The organism is Micromonospora nigra, from assembly GCF_900091585.1.
Classification (GTDB): domain Bacteria; phylum Actinomycetota; class Actinomycetes; order Mycobacteriales; family Micromonosporaceae; genus Micromonospora; species Micromonospora nigra.
Window position 1 is genome coordinate 3,145,824 of record NZ_FMHT01000003.1, and the last position, 22,634, is coordinate 3,168,457.

A 22,634-nucleotide genomic window follows, 5' to 3' on the forward strand; every position below is an offset into this window, starting at 1 on the left:
CGAACCGGTCAGGGCACCGAGCGGCCCCCGCCGGGTCAGCTCGTCCAGACCGCCCAGGCGCCCGGTTCGGTCCACCAGGACCGCTTGCGGGTCAGCTCACCCTCGACCCCGTCGTCCAGGTAGGGCAGCTTCCCGGCGTCCCTGGGCAGCACCGACACGGCCCGACCCCGGGCCCGCCGCACCTCCAGGCGTACCCGCCGCCGGCCCAGCGGCGACCGCGTGACGACCGGCAGGGCCACCGCCACCTCGACCCTGCCGTCGGTCGGGTCGGGATCGGCGAGCAGCGTCACGTCGTCCAGTCGGGCGTACCCCGCGGCGTTGCCGATGGCGCAGGCCAGCAGCGGGTCGTCCCCGTTGGACAGCACGACGTCGTCCACCTCGACCCGGCCCCGCCAGTGCAGAGGCCGGCCGTCGTCGTCGGCCGCGCCGAGCAGCGCCCCGTCGAGGGTCACCGAGCCGCCGTCGTTGCGCAGCAGGTCCAGCCGGCGGGGGGTGCCGTCGAGCACGGCCGCCGCCACCGCCGCCGGGTCACGTGGCAGCCCGAGCTGCGCCGCCAGGTCACGCTGCGTGTCACCACGGGCGGGATCCAGCGGGAGTACGCCCACCGGCGGCAGGTCGGGCACCGTCCGGTTGTCCGCCAGGTCTGCCGGGCGGCGACTCGGCGGTGGGGCGTACCGCCGGACCAGCCGGCGCAGGACGGCGCGCAACTGCGCGTCGGTGGCCACCGCCACCACGAGGCGGGTCTTGGAGTCGGGGTCCGGCCAGGTCAGGCCGTCGGGTCGGGGCGGAGCGTCGAGTCGGGCCAGCACCTCGTCGATCTGGGCGTCGGAACGGGCGGTCACCGTCTTTACCCGCGCCCCCCGGGCGGTCAGCGCGTCCGCGCAGGTCAGCACGGGTACGCGCGGGGTCTCGCAGCGCTCGTCGGCGGCTTGGGTCCCGGGGGCGGTTCCGCCGCAGCAGGCCCCGGCACTGCCGCAACCCCCACCGGGGGCGTCCCGCTCCGAGCCGAGGGTGAGCAGCACCACGTCGTACACGGGTAGGAGCCTCCTGCCTCTCGACGCGACCCCTGCCGGCCACGCCGTTACTACTTGTTAGCCTGACACCCCGGGCTCGCCGACCGGTCGCCACCTGGCACCCGAGCCTTCTGGAGGCGAAGAAGATGCCAGCGATCGTGCTCATCGGCGCTCAGTGGGGCGACGAGGGCAAGGGCAAGGTTACCGACCAGCTCGGTGAGCGGGTCGACTACGTCGTGCGCTACTCCGGCGGCAACAACGCCGGGCACACGGTGATCACGCCGGACGGGCAGAAGTACGCGCTGCACCTGATGCCCTCGGGGGCGCTGTCACCCAGCGCGATGATCGTCATCGGGAACGGTGTGGTCGTCGACCCGAAGGTGCTGCTCGCCGAGATCGACGGGCTCGCCGAGCGGGGCGTGGACGTGTCCCGGCTGCGCATCTCCGGCGACGCGCACCTGATCATGCCGCACCACCGGGCGCTGGACCGGGTGGTCGAGCGGTACCTGGGCAGCGCGCGGATCGGCACCACCGGCCGGGGCATCGGCCCCGCGTACGGCGACAAGGTCGCCCGGATGGGCATCCGGGTGCAGGACCTGCTCGACCCGGGCATCCTGCGCAAGAAGCTGGAACTCGCACTGCGCGAGAAGAACCAGCTGCTGTTCAAGATCTACAACCGTAAGGCGATCGACGTCGACGCCACCATCGAGGAGTACCTGGCGTACGCCGAGCGGCTCAAGCCGTACATCGCCGAGACGCGGGTGATGCTCTGGGACGCGCTCGACCGTGGCGAGACGGTGCTGCTGGAGGGTGCCCAGGCCACCATGCTCGACATGGACCACGGCACGTACCCCTTCGTCACCTCGTCGAACCCGACGGCCGGCGGGGCGTGCGTGGGCGCGGGCATCCCGCCGACCGCGATCAGCAGGGTGATCGCGGTCAGCAAGGCGTACACCACGCGGGTGGGTTCCGGCCCGTTCCCCACGGAGCTGTTCGACGACAACGGCCAGCACCTGCGCAAGATCGGCCACGAGTACGGCACCACCACCGGCCGGGAGCGCCGCTGCGGCTGGTTCGACGCGGTGGTGGCCCGGTACGCCTGCCGCCTCAACGGTGTCACGGACCTGGTGATCACCAAGCTGGACGTGCTGACCGGCCTGCCGAAGGTGCCGATCTGCGTCGGCTACGAGATCAACGGCGAGCGGTTCGACGAGATGCCGATGACGCAGACCGACTTCCACCACGCCACGCCGATCTACGAGGAGCACGACGGCTGGTGGGAGGACATCACGAAGGCCAGGAGCGACGAGGACCTCCCGGACAACGCCCGTCGCTACATCGCCCGCGTCGAGGAACTCTGCGGCACCCGCGTCAGCGTGGTCGGCGTCGGCCCGGGCCGCGAGGAGAACGTCACCCGCCACCCCCTCCTCCCCTGACCCGTCCCACCCGGGGCGCGGTGGGAACGGGTGGAGGGTGGGAGGTCGCGTAGGATGCCGGGTCGTGCGGGTTCTTCTGGTGGGTGGTGGGGGGCGGGAGCATGCGCTCGCGCTCGGGCTGGCTGACGATCCGGGTGTGGAGGCGCTGGTCGCTGCTCCCGGGAACCCTGGCATCGCCGCCGTGGCCGAGCTGCGCGACGTGGACGCCGGTGACCCGGCCGCCGTCGCCGCGTTGGCCGTCGAGGTGCAGGCCGACCTGGTGGTGATCGGGCCGGAGGCGCCGCTGGTCGCGGGTGCCGCCGACGCCGTGCGTGCCAAGGGGATCGCCGCGTTCGGTCCGTCCGCCGAGGCCGCCCGGCTGGAGGGTTCGAAGACGTTCGCCAAGGACGTGATGACCGCCGCCGGGGTGCCCACGGCACGCGCGTACACGTGCACCGACGAGGCGGGCACGGCGAAGGCGCTGGACGAGTTCGGCCCGCCGTACGTGGTGAAGAACGACGGCCTCGCCGCCGGTAAGGGCGTCGTCGTGACCGACGACCGCGCTGCCGCGCTGCGGCACGCCGCCGACTGCGGGCGGGTGGTGGTCGAGGAGTACCTCGCCGGCCCCGAGGTCTCCCTGTTCGTGGTCACCGACGGCGAGGCGGCGCTGCCGCTGCTGCCCGCCCAGGACTTCAAGCGGATCGGCGACGGCGACACCGGCCCGAACACCGGCGGCATGGGGGCGTACGCCCCGCTGCCGTGGGCCCCGCCCGGTCTGGTCGACGACGTCATGCGGGACGTGGTGCACCCGACGTTGGCCGAGATGCGCCGCCGGGGCACCCCGTTCGCCGGCCTGCTCTACGTCGGGCTGGCGATCACCGCCGCCGGGCCCCGGGTGATCGAGTTCAACGCGCGCTTCGGCGACCCGGAAACGCAGGTGGTGCTCGCCCTGCTGGAGACGCCCCTGGCCGGCCTGCTGCACGCCGCCGCCACGGGCACGTTGGCCGACCACCCGCCGCTGCGCTGGCGTACGGGTGCCGCCGTGACCGTCGTGGTGGCCGCCGAGGGTTACCCGGCGACGCCGCGCACCGGCGACGTGATCACCGGCGCCGACCGTCCTGGGGTCGTCCACGCGGGCACCGCTCGCCGGGCCGCCGACGGCGCGTTGCTGTCGGCGGGCGGCCGGGTCCTCTGCGGTACGGCCGCCGGCCCCGACCTGGCCGCCGCGCGTGACGCCGCCTACGAGGTGGTACGCGGCATCGGGCTGGCCGGCTCGCAGCACCGCACCGACATCGCCGCCGCCGCCGTCGACGGACGCGTCTCCCTGCCGAACTGAACCCCCGCGCGGCCCCGTCGAGGCCGCCGCCTGCCCAGCCGGCCGGGACGATCCGACTGCCCCGGCCCACGGGCTACCTGGTGGCGTAGCCGTCATTCGCCGGCTTGCGGCGCGCGCCCGTCGACGTCCGGTCCCCGGGCCGTGAACACCGGCCGAGGGCGGCCGTCGTACGGCGTTGACAGGTCGTGTCACGATCATCGTGCCGCTGGACCGCCACGTCCGGCGATCGGGGGGAGGCACGGTGAGCGGTTTCGTCGGCGCGGCACTCAGCTTCCCCACCGTCCTGTTCGGCTTCCTCCTGGTGGTCGTCGTCGGCTACTGGCTGTTCGTGCTGACCGGTGTCCTGGATCTCGGCGACGACCTCGACGTCGACGGCGTGTCCGGCAACCTGCTCGCCGGGCTCGGACTCGGCGGTGTGCCCGCGGCGGTCGCGTTCTCGCTGCTCGTCGCGGTGGCCTGGTTCGTCAGCCTGGCCGGCGGCGCACTGCTCGACGAGCTGGGGCTGGGGCCGGCCGCCCGGATAGTCGGGTCGGTCGGGCTGCTGGTGGCCGCCGCGCTCGCGGCGTGGGTGGTGACCCGGCTGGTCGCGATTCCGCTGGGTCGCCTGTTCCCGGACGGCTCGGAGGCCAGCCGGCACGGATTCGTGGGCCGGCTCTGCGTGGTCCGCACCGGCACGGTGACCGCCGACTTCGGCCAGGCCGAGGTGACCGCCGACGACGGCTCGTCGGCGGTCGTGCAGGTGCGCCAGCCGGGCGACGAGCGGATGCCCGCCGGCAGTTCCGCACTGATCTACGACTACGACGCCCAGGGCGAGTTCTTCTGGGTCATGCCCGCCGACCCCGCCCTCGATCCGCTCCGAAAACGGTCCGATCCCGGCCGGTAGGGCCGCTCCTCCCCCCGTTCCGTACCTGTGAGGCCGCTCCCGGCCCCCGCCCCCGTAGCCGCGTGGACGCCACCGGCGGCCCACCTCGACACCCGGCTCGGTCGGCCGTTCCTGCCGCCGGCCAGCTTCCCGCTGCCCCGAACTCTCGAGAGGAGGAGCGCGAGCGCCCCGAGCGGCGACCCGCGCGCCCCACCATGGATGTCGTCACCACCGGAATCGGCGTACTGCTCGCCGTCGTCCTCCTCGTACTGCTCGGCGTGGTGTTCCTGGTCAGCCGCCTGTTCCGCAAGGTCGAACAGGGCAAGGCGCTGATCATCTCCAAGGTGCGTCGGGTGGACGTCACCTTCACCGGCGCGGTCGTGCTGCCCGTGCTGCACAAGGCCGAGACCATGGACATCTCGGTGAAGACGATCGACATCGAGCGGACCGGCAACGAGGGTCTGATCTGCCGGGACAACATCCGGGCGGACATCCGGATCACCTTCTTCGTGCGGGTCAACAAGACCACCGAGGACGTCATCAAGGTCGCGCAGGCGATCGGCACGGCGCGGGCCAGCGATCGGGAGACGTTGCAGGAACTGTTCAACGCGAAGTTCTCCGAGGCGCTGAAGACGGTCGGCAAGCAACTCGACTTCGTGGACCTCTACACCAAGCGGGACGAGTTCCGCGACCAGATCATCCGGGTGATCGGCACCGACCTCAACGGCTACAGCCTGGAGGACGCGGCGATCGACTTCCTGGAGCAGACGCCGATGTCGCAGCTGGACGCGGCGAACATCCTCGACGCCCAGGGCATCCGGAAGATCACCGAGCTGACCGCGATCGAGCACGTGCGGACCAACGAGTTCCGGCGCGGCGAGGAGAAGGAGATCACCCGGCAGAACGTCGACGCCCGGGAGGCCATCCTGGAGCTGGAGCGCCGGCAGGCGGACGCGGAGGCCAAGCAGCGCCGCGAGATCGAGACCGTGCGGGCCCGCGAGGAGGCGGAGATCACCCGGGTACGCGCCGAGGAGCGGCTGCGCGCCGAGGCGGCGAACATCCGCACCGACGAGCAGCTCGGCGTGCAGCACGAGAACCGGGCCCGGGAGATCGCGGTCGCCGAGAAGAACCGCGAGCGGGTCATCGCCATCGAGACCGAGCGGATCGAGAAGGACCGTCTGCTGGAGGTCATCGGCCGGGAGCGGGAGACCGAGCTCAGCACGATCGCCAAGGACAAGGAGGTCGAGGCGGAGAAGCGGGCCATCGCCGAGGTGGTCCGGGAGCGGATCGCGGTGGAGAAGACCGTGGCCGAGCAGGAGGAGAACATCAAGCGTCTCCGGGTCGTCGAGGAGGCGGAGCGGACCCGCCAGGCCGTGGTGATCCAGGCCGAGGCCGAAGCGCAGGAAAGCCTTGTCAAGGGCATCAAGGCCGCCGAGGCGGCCGAGGCGGCGGCGAAGTTCAAGGCCCGCGAGGAACTGGTGCTGGCCGAGGCCCGGCAGCAGGCCGCCGAGTTGGACACCCGGGCGAAGATCCGGCTGGCCGAGGGGGTTCAGGCGGAGACGGCTGCCGCCGGCCTGGCCGACGTGCAGGTCCGCGAGCGCAGCGCCGAGGCGATCGAGAAGGTGGGACGCGCGGAGGTCACCGTCGAGCGGGAGAAGGCGCTGCTGGTGGCCGAGGCCGTCCGCGAGAAGCTGAAGGGCGAGGCGGAGGGCCTCACCGAGAAGGCCGCCGCGATGGCCGCGCTGGACGACGCGACGCGGGAGCACGAGGAGTACCGTCTGCGGCTGGAACTGGAGAAGGACGTGCGGCTCGCCGGCCTGGACACCCAGCGGCAGGTCGCCGAGGCGCAGGCGAAGCTGGTCGGCACCGGCCTTGAGAAGGCCAACATCGACATCGTCGGCGGCGACAGCGTCTTCTTCGACCGGCTGCTCAGCTCGATCTCGTTCGGCAAGAGCATCGACGGGTTCGTGGCCCACTCCGACGTGGCGAAGAACCTGGCGCGGCCCTGGCTGGACGGCTCCGCCAGCTTCACCGACGACCTCGCCCGGATGGTCGGTGCGCTGGACAGCGCCGACGTGCAGAACCTGACCCTGTCGGCGTTCCTGGCCCAGCAGATGCGTTCCGGCGGCGCCGACCGGGGCAGGCTCCAGGAGTTGCTGGACGCCGCGAAGCGTCTGGGTGTGGCGGAGACCCCGGTCGCCGCCCTGACCGGCGTCCGGCAGCGTGCCGGTGAGTGAGTTGGCGACCGGCCCCGCCACGGGCGGCGCGACCGGCCCTGCGGGGGCGGTACCGTCCGCGGAACCGGCAGCGGCGGCAGGGGGGATGGACGCGGGCAGCTACGAGGTGCTGCGGGGCCGGCTCGCCGCGCAGGCCGCCGAGCTGGCCCGCCGCGCGGAGGCGCTCAACGCCCGCCGGTTGGAGGTGTTCGGCAGCACCGAGCTGCGTCTGCTCAGCACCGAGCGGATCCGTACGGAACACAACTGCGTCCCCCGGGACGTCGTCTCCGTCGGCGGGCTGATTCTGTTCGGCTACAACGTCTTCATCGGGCTCAAGCCGGAGACGACCATCGACGACGTCTTCTCGCTGCACCGGTTCACCCGGCAGCGCGCCGGTCACGGGAGCGCCGGCCACGGGGACGGCGATCACGGGGACGGCGGCCACCAGCACGGCGGCCACCAGCACGGCGGCGTCAGCGGTGACGTGTTCCGGTTCGACGCCGCCGGCCACGACGAGCTGCCCGGCCTGCTACGCGACCCGCAGTTCGTCCGCGACTTCGCCGAGCTGTACCGCTACTACCGGCAGACCCGGCTGCTGCAACTGCGCCGGGTCGACGGCCGGCTGCTGGCGGTGTTCCAGACCGGGCCGCGCACCGGGGACATCCGGGTGCTGCGGTGGCGGGTCGGGGTCGACGGCATGCCCGAGTACCTGGACAGCCGGGGCGAACGGGACCACGTCTTCCCGCCGACGCACGACTTCGAGTGGACGGAGACCACCCGCGAGGACCACGTCCCCGGTCGACACCCGCACATCTCCGTCGCCGGCGAGGTGTTCGTGGAGACGGTCGGCGGCTCGCTGACCGTCAAGGTGGAGAACAACACCGAGTCCGGGGAGGGCATCTACAGCGAGCCGGTCGACGAGCCGTTGCAGAGCCTCGCCGACGCCGACGTGCACTGGGCCCGCGTCGGCCCGCTGATCCTGATCCGGCTGCGGCCGTACAAGGAGGAGGCCTGGCGGCACCTCGTCTTCAACGCGCTCACCCGGGAGGTCGTACGGCTCGACGGGATCGGGGCGGCCTGCCAGCGGCTCCCCGACGACCACGGCATCATCTTCCCCGGCGGCTACCACCTGGCCACCGGCGTCACCCGCACCTTCGACACCGAGGTCGCCGACCTGGAGTTCGAGCGGGTGGTCCGGTCGCCGAACGGGGAGGACGTGCTGTACGTCTTCCACGCCCGCGCCGAGGGTCGGTCGTTGCTGCTGCCGTACAACGCGATCCGCAAGGAGGTGGCCGCGCCGATCCCGTGCCACGGCTTCTCCCTGTTCGACGACGGCACACTCGTCGTGTTCCGGGCGACGTCGGAGGAGCCCACCCGGGTCCACCCGATGCAGATCTGGCGTACGCCGTTCGTGTCCGACGCGTACGCGGCGGCGCAGCCGGCCGGCACCGGCCCGCTGGAGCGGGTGGGCAACGCCGACCTGGTACGCGGCATCTCGGACTGTCTCTCGGTCGTCCGCACGGTCGACGGCACCACGCCGACGACCGGCGTCTACGAGGCGTTGATCGCCGCCTGTGCCCGCATCGGCGACCACCACCACTGGCTGGGCGAGGCGGAACTGGGTGACCTGCTGGCACCGGTGTCGGAGCTGCGCCGCACGGCCACCGCCGTGCTCGACGAGTACGAGAAGGTGCGCACCCTCACCGAGCAGGCGCGAGCCGCGGTCGACGAGAGCGACGAGCGGATCGCGTCCCTGGCCCGCCGGGCCCGGGGGAGGCGCCGCTGAGCGCCGACGACTGGGTGGCGCAGCTCGCCGGGCTGCGTCAGGCGCGCGGCCACCTGGAGACCCTGCGGGAGCTGCGGTACGTCGACCACGGCCGGATCGACGAGCTGGCCGCGAAGCTGGACGGGGAGCTGGCGGCGGCGGGCCGGCGGGCGGTGGGGTTCCTGGGCCGCGACGACGCGTTCGACGGCTACCGGCAGCAGGTGGACCGGCTCGCCGAGCAGGCCGCCGCGATCGGCACGGTGGCCGAGGCGGCCCCCGTCCGCGATGAGCTGGCCGGCCGGGCGGAGGGCCTGCAGACCATCACCGACGTGGTGGGCGGGTTGGACATCGCCGACGCGACGGTACGCACGGGCATCCTGGGCCGGGTCGGCGAGGTGCTCGGCGCGGTCAACCGGGCGCGGGCCGTGCTGGACAACCGTCGCCGGGAGCTGTTCGCGGCGGAGGGACGGGCCGGCTTCGCCGCCGAGTTCGCCCTGCTGGGCCAGGCGGTGACGGGGGCGCTGGCGGCGGCGGACACCGCCGAGCGCTGCGACGAACAGCTCGGCCGGCTGCTGCTGCGGGTGGAGGACCTGGAATCCCGGTTCGGGGAGTTCGACGACTTCCTCGCCGAGCTGAGCACCCGGCGTACCGACATCTACGAGGCGTTCTCGTCGCGCAAGCAGGCGCTGCTGGACGAGCGGGCCCGCCGGGCCGACCGGCTGGTGTCGTCGGCCGAGCGGATCCTGGCCAGCGTGCAGCGACGGGCCGGCACCCTCGGCTCCCTCGACGAGATCAACACATACTTCGCGGCCGATCCGATGGTGGGCCGGCTCCGGTCGGTCGTCGCGGAGCTGCGTACCCTCGGCGACCCGGTGCGGGCCGAGGAACTGGACGGCCGGGTCCGCGCCGCCCGCCAGGAGGCCGGGCGCGGCCTGCGCGACCGCCTCGACCTGTACGCCGACGGCGGCGAGACGATCCGGTTGGGCCGGCACCGGTTCGCCGTCAACACCCAGCCGCTGGACGTGACGGTGGTGCCGCACGACGGGCTGCTGTCGTTCGCGGTGACCGGCACCGACTACCGTGCCCCGATCCGCGACGAGCGGTTCCAGGGCACCCGCCGGTTCGCAGACCGACACCTCGTCTCCGAGTCGCCGCAGGTGTACCGGGCCGAACACTTGGCCACCTCGATCCTGGCCGCCGCCGAGGCCGGCCGGGACGGGCTCACCCTGGACGCCCTGCACGCCGCCGCGGTGGACGCCGACGGGCTGCGCGAGCTGGTCCGCCGGGTCGCCGAGACGCGCTACGACGAGGGGTACGAGCGGGGCGTGCACGACCACGACGCCGCCGCGATCCTGGGTACGCTGCTGCGCCTGCACGCCGGTGCGGACCTGCTGCGCTACCCGCCGGACGCGCGGGCCGCCGCTCAGCTGTGGTGGCGGTACGGCACCGACGAGCCGGCCAGGACGGGCTGGACGGCACGGGCCGCCTCGCTGGCGCGGGCCCGGGAGCGCTTCGGCCGCCCGGCTCCGGCGCGTACCCCCGGGGAGCCGGGCGGCGACGCGACGCCGGCGGCCGGCGACGGGCCCGGCGGGGACGCGATCGACCGGCTCTGCGCGGAGCTGGCCGGCGCGGTCGGCGGTTTCCTGCGGGACGCCGGCCTGCCGGGGCCGGCCGACTCGGCCGGTGAGTACCTGTTCGAGGAGCTGTCCCGCGCGCCCGTCCGGTTCGTCACCGGGGCCGGGGCGCGGGCTCTGCTGGACCGCTTCCGCCGGGCCCTCGGCGGCGCGCAGTCCCGGTCGGCGCGGGAGTTCGACGACGACCTGCGGGCCCTCGACGGCGACCTGACCAGCCGGTACCAGGTGGTGGAGGCGTGGCTGACCGCGTTCCTGGCCACCGACGACGCCGGCCTGTCCGGGTACGACCTGCCGGAGGCGGTGGCGGTCGAGCTGTGCGGGTCGGAACCGCCCCGGGTGGAGTCGACCGCGACGATGACGGGGACCGTCGGCGACCTGCTGGGCGCGCACCCCCGAATCGACGGGTCGGCGCTGACCCTGCGGCTGGACGAGACGCTGGCCCGCACCCGGCGCTTCCGCACGGTGTGGGTGCCCGCCTACCGCGACTTCCAGCGGCGGCGCAACGCCCTGGTGGACGCCGAACGGGAGCGGCTGCGGCTCGACGAGTACCGCCCGAAGGTGATGAGCGCCTTCGTCCGCAACCGGCTGCTCGACGAGGTGTACCTGCCGCTGATCGGCGACAACCTGGCCCGGCAGCTCGGCGCGACCGGCGACGGCAAGCGGGTCGACCAGTCCGGCCTGCTGCTGCTGATCTCGCCGCCCGGCTACGGCAAGACCACCCTGATGGAGTACGTGGCCAGCCGGCTCGGCCTGGTGTTCGTGAAGGTGAACGGGCCGGCCCTGGGCAGCGGGGTGACTTCGCTGGATCCGGCGGAGGCGCCCGACGCCACGGCCCGGCAGGAGGTCGAGAAGATCTCCTTCGCGTTGGAGCTGGGCAGCAACGTGCTGCTCTACCTCGACGACATCCAGCACACCAACCCGGAGCTGTTGCAGAAGTTCATCTCGCTGTGCGACGGGCAGCGGCGCATGGAGGGCGTGTGGGAGGGCCGCACCCGCACGTACGACCTGCGGGGCAAGCGGTTCGCGGTGTGCATGGCCGGCAACCCGTACACCGAGTCGGGGCAGCGGTTCCGCATCCCCGACATGCTCGCCAACCGGGCCGACGTGTGGAACCTCGGCGACGTGCTGTCCGGGCGGGAGGAGGTGTTCGCGCTGAGCTACCTGGAGAACGCGCTCACCGCGAACCCCGTGCTGGCCCCGCTCGCGGGGCGGGACCGGGCCGATGTGGAGCTGCTGGTGCGGATGGCCCGCGGCGACGACTCCGTACGGGCCGACCAGCTGTCGCACCCGTACTCGCCGGTGGAGCTGGAACAGATCGTCGCGGTGCTGCGCAAGCTGCTGCGGGTGCAGGAGGTGGTGCTGGCCAACAACCAGGCGTACATCGCCTCGGCGGCGCAGTCCGACGACGCGCGTACCGAACCGCCGTTCCAGCTCCAGGGGTCGTACCGGAACATGAACAAGCTGGCCGAGCGGGTCGTCCCGGTGCTCACCGACGACGAGTTGGAAGCGGTGATCGACGACCACTACCTGGGGGAGGCGCAGACCCTGGCGGCGGGCGCGGAGGCGAACCTGCTGAAGCTCGCCGAGCTGCGCGGCCGGCTCACCCCCGACCAGGCCCGCCGCTGGGCCGAGGTGAAGGCGGCCTTCCAGCGCACGCGGGCGCTGGGCGGGGCGTCCGACGACCCGGTGGACCGCGCGGTGGGCGCGCTGGGGCTGCTGGCCGACCGGGTCGGCGGGGTGGAGGCCGCCATCGGCCGCGCCGTCGGTCAGCCGTAGTAGCGGCGCAACTCGCGGGCCAGGACCTTGCCGGTGGCGTTGCGCGGCAGGTACTTCACGAACACGACGTCGCGGGGCACGGAGAAGCGGGCGAGGTAGTGGCGGACGTACTCGCGGACCGCGTCCGGATCGAGCGTCTCACCCGGGTGCAGCGCTAGGAAGGCGGCAAGCCGCTGGCCGTACTGCTCGTCGGGCACCCCGATGACGGCGGCCTCGCGTACCTGGGGGAGCTGGGCGAGGAGCTGTTCCACCTCGGACGGGAAGACGTTCTCTCCGCCGGAGACGATCATGTCGTCGGCACGGCCGTCGACGAACAGCAGCCCGTCGGCGTTGACCCGTCCCAGGTCGCCGGTGTCGAGCAGGCCGTCGTGGCGTTCCCGATCGATCCCGGAGGTGTAACCCTCGAAGAGCATCTCGTTGCCAACGAGGATCCGTCCGACCCGGCCGGCGGGTACGGGCTGGCCGGCGTCATCGAGGATGGCCAGCCGGGTGCCGTGCGGCGGGCGGCCGGCGGTGGTGGGTGCCTGCCGCAGGTCGGCGGGGCAGGCGATCGAGGCCCAGGAGACCTCCGTGGAGCCGTACAGGTTGTAGAGGACGTCGCCGTACGCGTTCATGAAGGCCGGCGCGAGGCCGCCGGGCAGCGCCGAGCCGCTGACCGCGACGACCTTCAGCGCCGGCCGGGGCTGCGGCGGCGGCACCTCCATCAGCCGTTGCACCATCACGGGTACGGCGAACAGCGCGTTGCAGCGGTGCTCGACCAGGGCGGCCAGCGTGGCGGCCGGGTCGAAGCGCCGGTGCAGCACGATGGTGGCGCGCAGGGCGAAACAGACCTGGAGCGCGGCGTAGCCCCAGGTGTGGAAGAGGGGCGCGGCGATCATCACCCGGTCCCGCACGTGCAGGGGGATCCGGTCGATGATGGACACCAGGGGACCGAAGCCGTTGGGGGTGGGCCGGCGGGCCCCCTTCGGTGCCCCGGTGGTGCCGGAGGTGAGCACGATGATCCGGCCGTCCCGGCCGGGCGGTCGCAGGTCGCCGGGCAGGGCGTTGGCCAGCAGCTCCTCCCGGGCCCGCTCGTCGAGGCGGGGTAGGGCACCCGCCAGCCCGAGGGCCATCTCGGCGAACTCGTCGTCGTGCACCAGCACCCGCAGTGCCTGCTCCTCGGCCACGGCGGCCAGTTGGGCGGGGGACAGCCCGGTGTTGACCAGCACCGCGTCCGCGCCGAGCAGGGTGGCGGCGACGATCGTCTCGATCAGCCCGGAGTGGTTGCGGCACAGCATCCCGATCCGGTTGCCGGCCTGTACGCCGTACGCGGTGCGCAGCGCGCGGGCCAACCCTTCGGCCCGCCTGAGCAGCGTGCCGTACGTCAGCTCGGTGCCGTGCTCGTCGACGACAGCAGTCCGGTCCGGGTCGCGGGCGGCGGCCTGGCGCAGCTCACCGGCGAGACTCCAACCCCAGGTGCGCAGCGCGGCGAGCTGGGAGGCGACCCGGATGGGACGGCCGGGGGCGAGCAGCCCACGGCGGGTCAGCGTGGCGACGACGAACGGCAGGTCCATGCCGCAAGGGCCTCCTTCTGCCGGGGTGAGGGCCCCGACCTGTGCCGGCCACGTTCCGTGGTGGCCGAGGTCAGCGGATCTGCATCCCGGAGATCGCCCGGGAGATGACCAGCCGCTGGATCTCGGAGGTGCCCTCGAAGATGGTGTAGATCTTCGCGTCCCGGTACCAACGCTCGACCGGGTGGTCGCGCAGGAAGCCCGCCCCGCCGAGCAGTTGCACCGCCTTCCCGGTGACCGAGACGGCCACCTCACCGGCCTTCAGCTTCGACATCGACCCTTCGCCCGCCGTGAACGGCCGGTTGTTGCGGCCCATCCAGGAGGCCCGCCAGACCAGCAGCCGGGCGGCGTCGATCTCGGTTCGCATGTCGGCGAGGGCGAACGCGACGGCCTGGTTCTCGATGATGGGCCGTCCGAACTGGACGCGACTCTTCGCGTAGTCGAGCGCGTACTCGTAGGCGGCCCGGGCCACGCCGAGCGCCTGGGCGCCGACGGTGGGGCGGGACAGCTCGAAGGTACGCATCGCGGCCTGGCCGGAGGCGCGTTGCCCGGAGCGGGCCCGGTCGAGCCGTTCCCGCAGGGCGTCCCGGCCGCCGAGCAGGCAGTGGCCGGGCACGCGGACGTCGTCGAGGAAGACGTCGGCGGTGTGCGAGGCGCGCAGGCCGAGCTTGCGCAGCTTTCGGGTGGCGGTCAGGCCGGCGGTTCCCGGCGGCACGACGAAGGCCGCCTGCCCCCGCGAGCCGAGGTCGGGCTCGACCGAGGCGGTGACGACGTGCACGCCGGCGATCCCGCCGTTGGTGGCGTACGCCTTCTGGCCGCTCAGCACCCACTCGTCGGTGGCCTCGTCGTAGACGGCGCGGGTGCGCATGGCCCCGACGTCGGAACCGGCCTCGGGTTCGCTGGTGCAGAACGCGGCGACGGCCGGTTCGTCGACCGTGCCGAAGCACTGGGGCACCCACTCGACGAGCTGGTCGGGGGTGCCGGCGCCGTAGATGGCGGCCACCGCGAGGGAGGTGCCGAAGATCGACAGGCCGATGCCTGCGTCACCCCAGAAGAGTTCCTCGCTGGCGATCGGCAGGGACAGGCCGGTGGGGTCGGCCCAGCAGGTGGCGAGGAACTCGAAGCCGTACAGGCCGACCTTCGCCGCCTCCTGGACGATCGGCCAGGGGGTCTCCTCCCGGGCGTCCCACTCGGCCGCGGCCGGGCGCACGACGTCGGCGGCGAAGCCGTGCACCCAGTCGCGCAGATCCCGCTGTTCCTCGTTCAGGTCGAGCGAGAACTCAGCCACGTCAGGCCTTGGGGATGTCGAAAAGGTTGGCGATGTTGGCGGCCAGGCCCAGGTCGCCCTTGGCCTTCAGCTTGCCGGTCATGAACATCATCACGGGGTTGGCGCCACCGGAGACGATCTTCAGGAACTCCACCGGGCCCATGGTGAGGCTCAGCTTGGGGTCGTGCTGCGGGGTCTCGTTGACGGTGCAGGTGCCGTCGGCGATGACCACCTCGTAGGTGTCGGTGCCACCGTCGGGGCGGCCGGTGATGTTCCAGTGGATCACCGCGTTGGTGGAGCCGGCCCGGTCGGCGCGGAACAGCTGCGGCATCCGGCCGAAGACCTCGCTGAGGATCTTGCCGCGCAGGTCGCCGGACATCACCTCGGCGATCTTGTCGTCGGGGGTGGACTTGACCAGCTGGGCGAACTCCTTCGGGCCGACGTTGGCGAAGTTGGCCGGGTCGAAGTCAGTCATGTTGCACCTTCCGCGGGATTGGCTACTCGTGCGTAACCCTACGCACCAGTAGGTATGCTCGCAAGGTGTCCTCCGCCCCCTCGTTCAAGCGCCTCCCCCGCGCCGTACGCGAGCAGCAGATGCTCGACGCGGCGGTCCGGGTCTTCTCCCGCCGCGGGTACCACGCCGCGAGCATGGACGAGATCGCCGAGGACGCGGGCATCTCCAAGCCCATGGTCTACGCGTACCTGGGCCCCAAGGAGGAACTCTTCGTCGCCTGCCTGCATCGTGAGGGCACCCGGATGATGGAGGCCATCGCGGGGGCCGCTGCCCCGGGCCTGCCCGCCGACGAGCGGCTCTGGCGAGGGCTGCGCGCCTTCTTCGGCGTCGTCGGGGCACACCGGGACGGCTGGGCGGTGCTGTACCGGCAGGCCCGGGGCGAGCAGCCGTTCGCGGGGGAACTCGCCGGCATGCGCGCCCGCATCGTCGAGGTGGTCGCCGGCATGCTCGACCACGCCCTGCGCGCCGAGGGGCGCGAGGTGGGCGAGACGGAGCTGGAGGTCGTCGCGTACGCCCTGGTGGGCGCGACCGAGTCGCTGGCCGACTGGCTCGCCGACCACCCCGAGGCCGACCCGGAGAAGACCGCGACCCGGATGATGAACGCGGCCTGGCTCGGTGCCGGCCAACTCCTCCACGGTGCCACCTGGCGCCCCACGACCCCCTGACGGTAGCTGCGACGGACCGGGTGGACCGTCACCTCCCGGCTCCGGGTCAGGGGTCGTGTCAGAGCGACCCACGCGACGCGGTGGGCAACCCACGTGACGGCGCGAGCAGGGGGCCGAGCGTGATCTTGTCGGCGGCCGTCGGGCCGTGGGAGGTGAGCGCCACCGGGGCACCCAGCGCCTCCGCCACCGCCGTCGGCCAGTCGGCCGGGGCCTCGTCGTACACCGGGTGGGCCCGGAGCAGACGGGCGGTCAGCGCCGCCTGCCGGTCCAGATCGCCGGGCGGGCTTGGCTCCAACCGGCCGAAGTCCGCGTAGCGGCGGCAGATGCGCAGGTCGAGCCCTCGGTCGATCAGGTCGAGGTGGGTCAGCGCGAGCCCGTCGACCCCGCCGGCCGCCGCCAGGGCGTACGCGTGGGCCACCGCGTCGAAGTGGCCGAACCGGAACCGGCCCTGCCACGGGTTCGTGGGATTGTGCGGGTCGGCCAGCGGCAGCGTCCCGTCCTCGGTGACCAGCGGCCCCGGCCCGTGTCGCGTGGTGACGGTGCGCAGCACCCCCAACCGGGTCGCCGAACCGGCCTGCCCGGCCTCGGCCAGCAACGACTCCGCGTTGGCGAACGTGGTGGTGCTCCACGTCGTGTACGGGTGGAAGCCGTGCCACTCGTCCAGCAGCACCCCCTGGGCGCCCTCGAAGACGCACGGCCCGGCCCGCAGCGCCCTCGCCAGCCAGGACCGGTCGACGACCGCCACCCGGTCGGCGAAGGCCGCGAACGCCGGCAGGCAGTCCTCGACCGGTGGGGCGTCCAACGGGCCGAGTTCGGCGGTGAGTCGGTCCCGCAGCACGGTCAGCCGCCGGCGCAGCAGCATCGGGCTGCGGCAGTCCGCCACGCGGGGCGCCTCGTCGGGGTGGGCGAGCCCGTACGCGACGGTCTCCCCCACCCCCAGCCCGCAGGAGCCGTGCCGGTCGGCTCCCCGGGCCAGCTCCCGCGCCCGGTTGGCGGCCCGGTGGTACGGGGTGGCCAGCAGCGCCTCCCCGTCCACGGTCAGCCGGTCCAAGGCGTCGGTCACCCCGACGGCGGCGAGGTGGTCGGCCTCGGCGGCCAGCGCCAGCGGGTCCACCACGACGTGCCGGGACAGGTGCGTCCGCACGCCGGGGTGGAAGCTGCCGGCACCGAACTGGGCGAAGGTGTGGTGGCGTCCGTCGCGCAGGACGACGGTGTGTGCCGCCTGCGCGCCCCCGTTGAACCGGACCACCGTGTGCACGGGACGGGTGGCGCAGAGCCAGTCCACGACGGTGCCCTTGCCCGCGTCGCCGTACCCGAGGTCGACCACGACCGTGTGCGGCCCGCGCGGCCCCCTCGCCGCCGGAGCGCACACAGCCTGGCCCGCCGCCGTGCCGGTCACAGCCGCACGACTCCGCTGCCGCCGCTGCCGGTGCGCCCGGCCGGCAGTTCGGCGACCTCGGCCCGATCCGCCCCGCCGAGGCGGGCCAGGGCCTTCGACACCGTGCCGGTGGCCGTCGAGCCGGCACGGTCCAGGTCCCGCAGGCCCGCGTCCAGGTCGATGGCCTGCTCGCCGAGGCCGACGGTGAGCGCGATCGTCTCGCACACCGCGTCGAGGTCGTCCAGCTCCAGGGTGTTCTGGCCGAGCAGGCCGCGCCAGAAGTCCAGCACCTTCCGGTTGCCCGAGTAGTGGCTGCCGGCGGGCAGCAGGTAGTACGTGTCCCAGCGGCGGGTCACTTCGTCGACCACCTGCCGCAGCGGCACGTCCTCGCGCGGACCGTCACCGATCAGCCGGGCCACCTCGGCGGCCTTCACCCGGGGGTAGGCCAGCTCGTCGCCGATGATGAACAGGTAGCCGCGCCGGCCCCGCTTCTCCCAGCTGTCGGTGACCGTACGGCGGGCCATGAAGTACATCGCCAGCTCGTAGGACTCCATCATCTGGCCGCCCCCGCCGCCCTCCAGGACGATCCGGCCGAGGTCCTCGTCCATCCGGTTGTCGGATTCGAACTGGCCCACCTGCAACGGCACCCGGTCGCAGGTGGCGTCGCCGATCGCCCCGAACATGACCTGCGGGTCGCGGGCGTACCCCTGGCGCAGCAGCAGCCCGAGCAGTTGCGGCAGCTTCGCCTGGAGGGTGCGGGGCACGTGCCCCATCGAGCCGGTCACGTCGAACAGCACGGCGACGGGCGTGGACTGCGGGTGCTCGGCGGAGTCCCGGCTCTCCCGCACCGCGCCGCGCGGATCGAGCGCCGGGTGCACGACCCGTGCCCCGCTGTCGCTGTACGAGAAGGCACTGGCCCCGGTCGCCCGGCGGTACCGGTCGGCGGCGTCGTACACGTCGGTGGACCACATTCCGCTGCCCATGGCAGCCTCCTTACGGGTTGAGGGTGAAGGGTCGGAAGGTGCGCGGCCCGTAGAGCCGGTGCAGCACCTCGTCGAGTTCGCGCAGCAGCCGCCAGGCGTCGTCGGGGCGGGCGCGCAGGAACCGTTGCCGGCAGCCCTGGGCGAAGGTGAGCAGTTCGCGCGGGGCGTGGCGGCCCATCAGCCAGGTCATGCACCGGGTGGCCAGGAAGATGTCGGTGCCCGGCCCGCAGGGGTGGCGGTCGGGGACCTCCGGCGGGTACCAGTCCTCGTGACCGGGCACCATCGCCGGGACGAGGCCGCCGGGCTCGGCGGAGAAGCACCAGTCGACCAGTACCACCCCGTGCGCGTCGGGTTCGACCAGCACGTGCGGCGGCAGCACCGCGCCGTGCACCACACCCGCCCGGTGGGCCAGGCCGAGCGCGACCAGCAGTCGCCGCCACATCCACGCCACGTCGCGGGGGTCCAGACCGTCCGGGTACGCGCGCTTCACCTCGACCAGGCTGCGCAGACCGGGCGCGGTGGCGAGCACGGTGATCCGCCGGTGCGCCCCGGTGGTGGTGTCCCGGTGCGCGAAGCTGTCGACCAGTCGGGGCACGTACGGCAGCCAGCGGGGGTCGCCCCGCTCGGCGAGGGTGCGCAGGGCCCGCTCCTCGCGGGCCATCAGGTCGTTGTCGTGCGGGTCGCGGGGCAGCTTGAGCAGGCGGTCCGCGCCGACGTCGTACAGGTCGGCGAGGTCGCCCGAGTACGCGGGCCGGCCGCAGCGGTAGCCGCGCAGCACGGTGATCCCGCGGGACCGCCATCGGGTGGTGACCCGGACGAAGGCGTCGGAGGCATCGGCGCGGGTCTGCGGGTCGGCCCGGCCGAGCCGGTCGGGGTGCAGGGCGGCGACCAGTTCCCGGTAGCGGCGTTCCGGCGCGTCGCCGCCGAACAGTTCGTCGTCGTCGCGGGCGGCGGCGACCAGGCGGACGGCCTCCTCGGTTCTCATCGCGCGGTCTCCTCACGGGCGGGGCGCAGCAGCGCCGGGTGCAGCAGCCGGGCGTCGCCGGCCCGGTAGAGCCGGGCCCGCGGGCCGCCCCGGGCCCCGCCGCGCTCGGTGCTGGTGCCGGTGCCCTCGACGAAGCCCGGCACGGAGAGCACCTTGCGGTGGAAGTTGCCGGCGTGCACCGGGTGGCCCCAGACCGTCTCGTAGACGGCCCGCAGGTCGCCGATGGTGAACTCGGTGGCCAGGAATCGGGTGGCCAGCGGCGTGTATTCCAGCTTGGAGCGGGCCCGCTCCAGGGCGTCGTCGACGATCCGGCCGTGGTCGAAGGCGAGCGGCCGGGCGGTCAGCCCGGCGACGGGCACCCAGGCCGCCTCGGCGGCGTCGGTGCCGGCGGCGGGGTCGGGCAGGTCGGGGGCGAAGGCGAGATGGGCGACGGAGACGACGCGCATCCGGGGGTCGCGGTCCGGAGCGCCGTAGCTGGCCAGCTGCTCCAGGTGGACGCGGCGCAGCCGCTCACCGCCGAGGCCGGTCTCCTCGGCCAGCTCGCGTCGGGCGGCGTCGGTCAGGTCCTCGTCGGGGCGGACGAAGCCGCCGGGCAGCGCCCAGTGGCCCGCGTACGGCTGTTCGGCGCGGCGGATCAGCAGCAGGTGCAGAGAGGCGTCGCGGATGGTCAGGGCGACCACGTCCACGGTGACCGCGACGGCGGGGTAGGCGCGCGGGTCGTAGTCGGCGAGGAAGTCCTGCTCGTTCACGCTCCATCACCCTCACTCTGAGAACATCTCCATCTGAGAACAACCTAGCGCGAAAGAGAGGGCCGGGCAAGTGCCCGGCCCCCGAATCAGCGGACGGTGCCCACCACGTGTGGTCGTCCGCGCAGGTCGTGCAGGGCGAAGTCCCAGTGCGCTCCGTCCGCCGTGGCGCTGAACGCCGCCGTGGTCGGCAGCGGCACCGGCAGCTTGAACGCCACCTCGACCGTGTACGCCTCCGGCAACCGGCTCTCCAGCGCCGCCAGGCAGCGGGCCTTGCTCCACATGCCGTGCGCGATCGGCCGGGGGAAACCCAGCAGGCGGGCACCCAGCCGGGAGGTGTGGATCGGGTTGTGGTCGCCCGACACCCGCGCGTAGTCCGTACCGACGCGGGGGGCGACCCGCCAGTGCGCCGAGGCGGCCGGCGGCCCGGCTCCCTCGCGCGCCTCGCGCCGCCCCCCGTCGCCGGGGGTGCGCTCCCTGCCCAGGTACGTGGACACGCCGCGCCACACCTCCGCACCACCGACCGTGCCGACCAGCACCACGTCGACCTGCCGGCCGCGCTCGTGCGGGCGCAGGTTCTCCGCCCAGGTGGTGAAGGCGACCGTCTCGTCGGCGGTGACCGGCCGACGCACGGTGATCCGGTTGCCCACGTGCACCACGCCGGTCAGCGCGATCGGGAACTCCGGGGCGGTCATCAGCCGCAGCGACAGTGGGAAGCCCACCACGTGCAGGTAGGTGGCCGGTAGCCGGTCGGTCAGGCGGAACCCGCACACCCGGTCGTAGTCGGCCAGGTGCTCCCGGTCCACGGTCACCCCGTCCACGGCCAGCTCGACCGCCGGCACGTCCGCCGCCCGCCGCCCGCCCACCAGCGGCAGCGCGTTCAGCAGGGCACGCCGGTACAGCGGCCCGGCCGCCGGCAGCCGGGGCAGCGCGATCCGGGCCCGGCCGTCCGCGCCACCGCTGGCGTACGCGGACAGGTCGTGGGTCTCCTCCAGCTCCCTGCCGCCGGCACGTGCCGCCGCCAGCAGGTCGGACGACAACACCTCCGTGGGGCCCTCGATCAGCTCGTGGACCGACAGGTCCTCCGTGGGTTCCTCCCGCCGTGCCATCACGCCCCCAGCAGGCTCTGGCCGCAGACCCGGACCACGTTGCCGCTGACCGCGCCGGACGCCGGCCACGCCAGCCAGCCGATGGTCTCGGCCACATCCACCGGCAGGCCGCCCTGGGAGAGGCTGTTCATCCGGCGTCCCGCCTCGCGCAGCACCAGCGGGACCCGGGCGGTCAACCGGGTCTCGATGAAGCCCGGGGCGACCCCGTTCACGCTGATCCCGCGTTCGGCCAGCACCGGCGCCAGGGACTCGACCAGACCGACCACCCCGGCCTTGCTGGTGGCGTAGTTGGTCTGCCCCCGGTTCCCGGCGATCCCGGCGATCGAGGAGACCGTCACGATCCGGCCGCCCGCCGGGATCAGCTCCCGTTCCAGCAGCACGTCGGTGATCCGCTCCTGGCTGGACAGATTGATGTCCAGCACGGAGTCCCAGCGGTCGGCGTCCATCCGGCCGAGGGTCTTGTCCCGGGTGATGCCGGCGTTGTGCACCACCACGTCGACCCGGCCGTGCCGGGCGGCCAGGTGCTCGGCGAGCCGGGTGGGGGCGTCCGGGGCGGTCAGGTCGAGCTGCACGGCGGTGCCGCCGATCTCGTTGGCCACCGCCGCCAGCTCGTCCCCGGCCGACGGGATGTCCAGTGCCACCACCTGCGCGCCGTCACGGGCCAGCACCCGCGCCAGCGCCGCACCGATGCCCCGGGCCGCGCCGGTGACCAGCACCACCTGCCCGTCGAGCGGCCGGTCCCAGTCCGCCGGGGCCGTCGCCTGCCCGGCCCCCACGCGGATCACCTGACCCGAGACGTACGCGGACCGGCCCGACAGCAGGAACCGCAGCGTCGCCTCCAGGCCGGTCAGCGTGCCCGCGTCCCCGGTCTTCGTGACGTACACCAGCTGCGCGGTGATGCCCCGGCCGAACTCCTTGCCGACGCTGCGGACGAAGCCCTCCAGCGCCCGCTGGGCGGTGGCCTCGCGCGGGGTGGCGCACTCGGCGGGCGGGGTGCCGAGCACCACCACCCGCCCGCTGGGCTGCACCGCGCGGGCCTGCGGGTGGAAGAAGTCGTAGAGCTGACGCAGCCCGGCCGAGTCCGTGATGCCGGTAGCGTCGTAGACGAGGGCGGCGCTGGCCGGCGTCCGCCCGGTGGCCGGATCGGCGACGGCGGTGGCCGGGTCGCGCAGCGCGACCCCGGCGGCGGCCAGGATCCTCCCGACCGGCTCGGCGAGGCGGCCACCGTCGGCCGCGCCGGTCAGGACGAGCCCGGGGACGAGTGGATCGCCGGGGGTGTGCCGGCGCAGTCGTGGCGGGTCGGGCAGCCCGAGCCGCTTGACCAGCGCGCGGCCGGCCCCCGATTGGACGAAGCTCGCGTACCTGTCGGTCATGGGCGTAGCCTACTGGCGAGTAAGGTGCGGGCAACACCAGAGGAGGC

General features: G+C 73.6%; 17 protein-coding genes. 7 read left to right on the forward strand and 10 right to left on the reverse strand.

All coding sequences use genetic code 11. From position 1 onward, the window contains the following. Positions 1-35: 35 nt before the first annotated feature. The gene (locus GA0070616_RS13360; protein ID WP_091081622.1) at positions 36-1,034 is read right to left on the reverse strand and encodes a diacylglycerol kinase family protein; all 999 of its coding nucleotides are present in this window, start codon (positions 1,032-1,034) and stop codon (positions 36-38) included. A 125-nt stretch (positions 1,035-1,159) separates the two neighbouring features. Here GA0070616_RS13360 and GA0070616_RS13365 point away from each other — a divergent pair, with 125 nt between their 5' ends. The 6 genes from GA0070616_RS13365 (at position 1,160) to GA0070616_RS29155 (ending at position 12,017) form a co-directional block, all read left to right on the forward strand. After that, the gene (locus tag GA0070616_RS13365) at positions 1,160-2,449 is read left to right on the forward strand and encodes an adenylosuccinate synthase (RefSeq protein ID WP_091081625.1); all 1,290 of its coding nucleotides are present in this window, start codon (positions 1,160-1,162) and stop codon (positions 2,447-2,449) included. A gap of 64 nt (positions 2,450-2,513) precedes the next feature. Beyond that, positions 2,514-3,764: a phosphoribosylamine--glycine ligase gene (gene purD / locus GA0070616_RS13370; RefSeq protein WP_091081628.1), complete on the forward strand. Its 1,251-nt coding sequence runs from the start codon at positions 2,514-2,516 to the stop codon at positions 3,762-3,764. Positions 3,765-4,005: 241 nt separating this feature from the next. Then, positions 4,006-4,647, forward strand: coding sequence for a hypothetical protein (locus GA0070616_RS13375; protein WP_091090664.1), 642 nt, complete (start codon positions 4,006-4,008; stop codon positions 4,645-4,647). Positions 4,648-4,841: 194 nt separating this feature from the next. Next, a complete protein-coding gene (locus tag GA0070616_RS13380) occupies positions 4,842-6,863 on the forward strand; it encodes a flotillin family protein (RefSeq protein WP_091081630.1) in 2,022 nt (673 codons plus the stop codon). Between the two features lie 85 nt (positions 6,864-6,948). After that, positions 6,949-8,628: a DNA repair ATPase gene (locus GA0070616_RS28785; RefSeq protein WP_245712756.1), complete on the forward strand. Its 1,680-nt coding sequence runs from the start codon at positions 6,949-6,951 to the stop codon at positions 8,626-8,628. Between the two features lie 14 nt (positions 8,629-8,642). Continuing rightward, positions 8,643-12,017, forward strand: coding sequence for a DUF7902 domain-containing protein (locus GA0070616_RS29155; RefSeq protein ID WP_281188024.1), 3,375 nt, complete (start codon positions 8,643-8,645; stop codon positions 12,015-12,017). Here the strand turns inward: GA0070616_RS29155 and GA0070616_RS13390 are convergent. From GA0070616_RS13390 to GA0070616_RS13400, 3 genes are all read right to left on the reverse strand, one after another. Then, the gene (locus GA0070616_RS13390; RefSeq protein ID WP_091081633.1) at positions 12,008-13,570 is read right to left on the reverse strand and encodes an AMP-binding protein; all 1,563 of its coding nucleotides are present in this window, start codon (positions 13,568-13,570) and stop codon (positions 12,008-12,010) included. The genes GA0070616_RS29155 and GA0070616_RS13390 overlap by 10 nt on opposite strands. A 70-nt stretch (positions 13,571-13,640) precedes the next feature. Then, positions 13,641-14,855, reverse strand: coding sequence for an acyl-CoA dehydrogenase family protein (locus GA0070616_RS13395; protein ID WP_091081636.1), 1,215 nt, complete (start codon positions 14,853-14,855; stop codon positions 13,641-13,643). Position 14,856: 1 nt separating this feature from the next. Further along, entirely contained in the window at positions 14,857-15,309 is a 453-nt protein-coding gene (locus GA0070616_RS13400) for an SCP2 sterol-binding domain-containing protein (RefSeq protein ID WP_091081639.1), read from the reverse strand. 65 nt (positions 15,310-15,374) lie between these two features. On the opposite strand from GA0070616_RS13400, the gene GA0070616_RS13405 reads away from it, so the two are divergent. Continuing rightward, on the forward strand, positions 15,375-16,013 hold the full coding sequence (locus GA0070616_RS13405; protein WP_091081641.1) for a TetR/AcrR family transcriptional regulator: 639 nt from the start codon (positions 15,375-15,377) through the stop codon (positions 16,011-16,013). A 58-nt stretch (positions 16,014-16,071) separates the two neighbouring features. Here the strand turns inward: GA0070616_RS13405 and GA0070616_RS13410 are convergent, their stop codons facing one another. The 6 genes from GA0070616_RS13410 to GA0070616_RS13435 form a co-directional block, all read right to left on the reverse strand. After that, complete coding sequence (locus GA0070616_RS13410) at positions 16,072-17,340, reverse strand: adenylosuccinate synthetase (RefSeq protein WP_091081644.1); 1,269 nt, start codon at positions 17,338-17,340, stop codon at positions 16,072-16,074. A gap of 68 nt (positions 17,341-17,408) precedes the next feature. Beyond that, entirely contained in the window at positions 17,409-18,374 is a 966-nt protein-coding gene (locus GA0070616_RS13415) for a hypothetical protein (protein WP_091081647.1), read from the reverse strand. A gap of 10 nt (positions 18,375-18,384) precedes the next feature. Beyond that, positions 18,385-19,359, reverse strand: a complete 975-nt coding sequence (locus GA0070616_RS13420; RefSeq protein WP_091081650.1) for a protein kinase family protein — start codon at positions 19,357-19,359, stop codon at positions 18,385-18,387. After that, the gene (locus GA0070616_RS13425; protein ID WP_091081653.1) at positions 19,356-20,108 is read right to left on the reverse strand and encodes an NUDIX hydrolase; all 753 of its coding nucleotides are present in this window, start codon (positions 20,106-20,108) and stop codon (positions 19,356-19,358) included. The genes GA0070616_RS13420 and GA0070616_RS13425 overlap by 4 nt, the downstream gene beginning before the upstream one ends. A gap of 86 nt (positions 20,109-20,194) precedes the next feature. Beyond that, the gene (locus GA0070616_RS13430) at positions 20,195-21,214 is read right to left on the reverse strand and encodes a MaoC/PaaZ C-terminal domain-containing protein (protein ID WP_091090667.1); all 1,020 of its coding nucleotides are present in this window, start codon (positions 21,212-21,214) and stop codon (positions 20,195-20,197) included. Then, on the reverse strand, positions 21,214-22,587 hold the full coding sequence (locus GA0070616_RS13435) for a 3-oxoacyl-ACP reductase (RefSeq protein WP_091081655.1): 1,374 nt from the start codon (positions 22,585-22,587) through the stop codon (positions 21,214-21,216). The genes GA0070616_RS13430 and GA0070616_RS13435 overlap by 1 nt, the downstream gene beginning before the upstream one ends. Positions 22,588-22,634 lie beyond the last annotated feature (47 nt).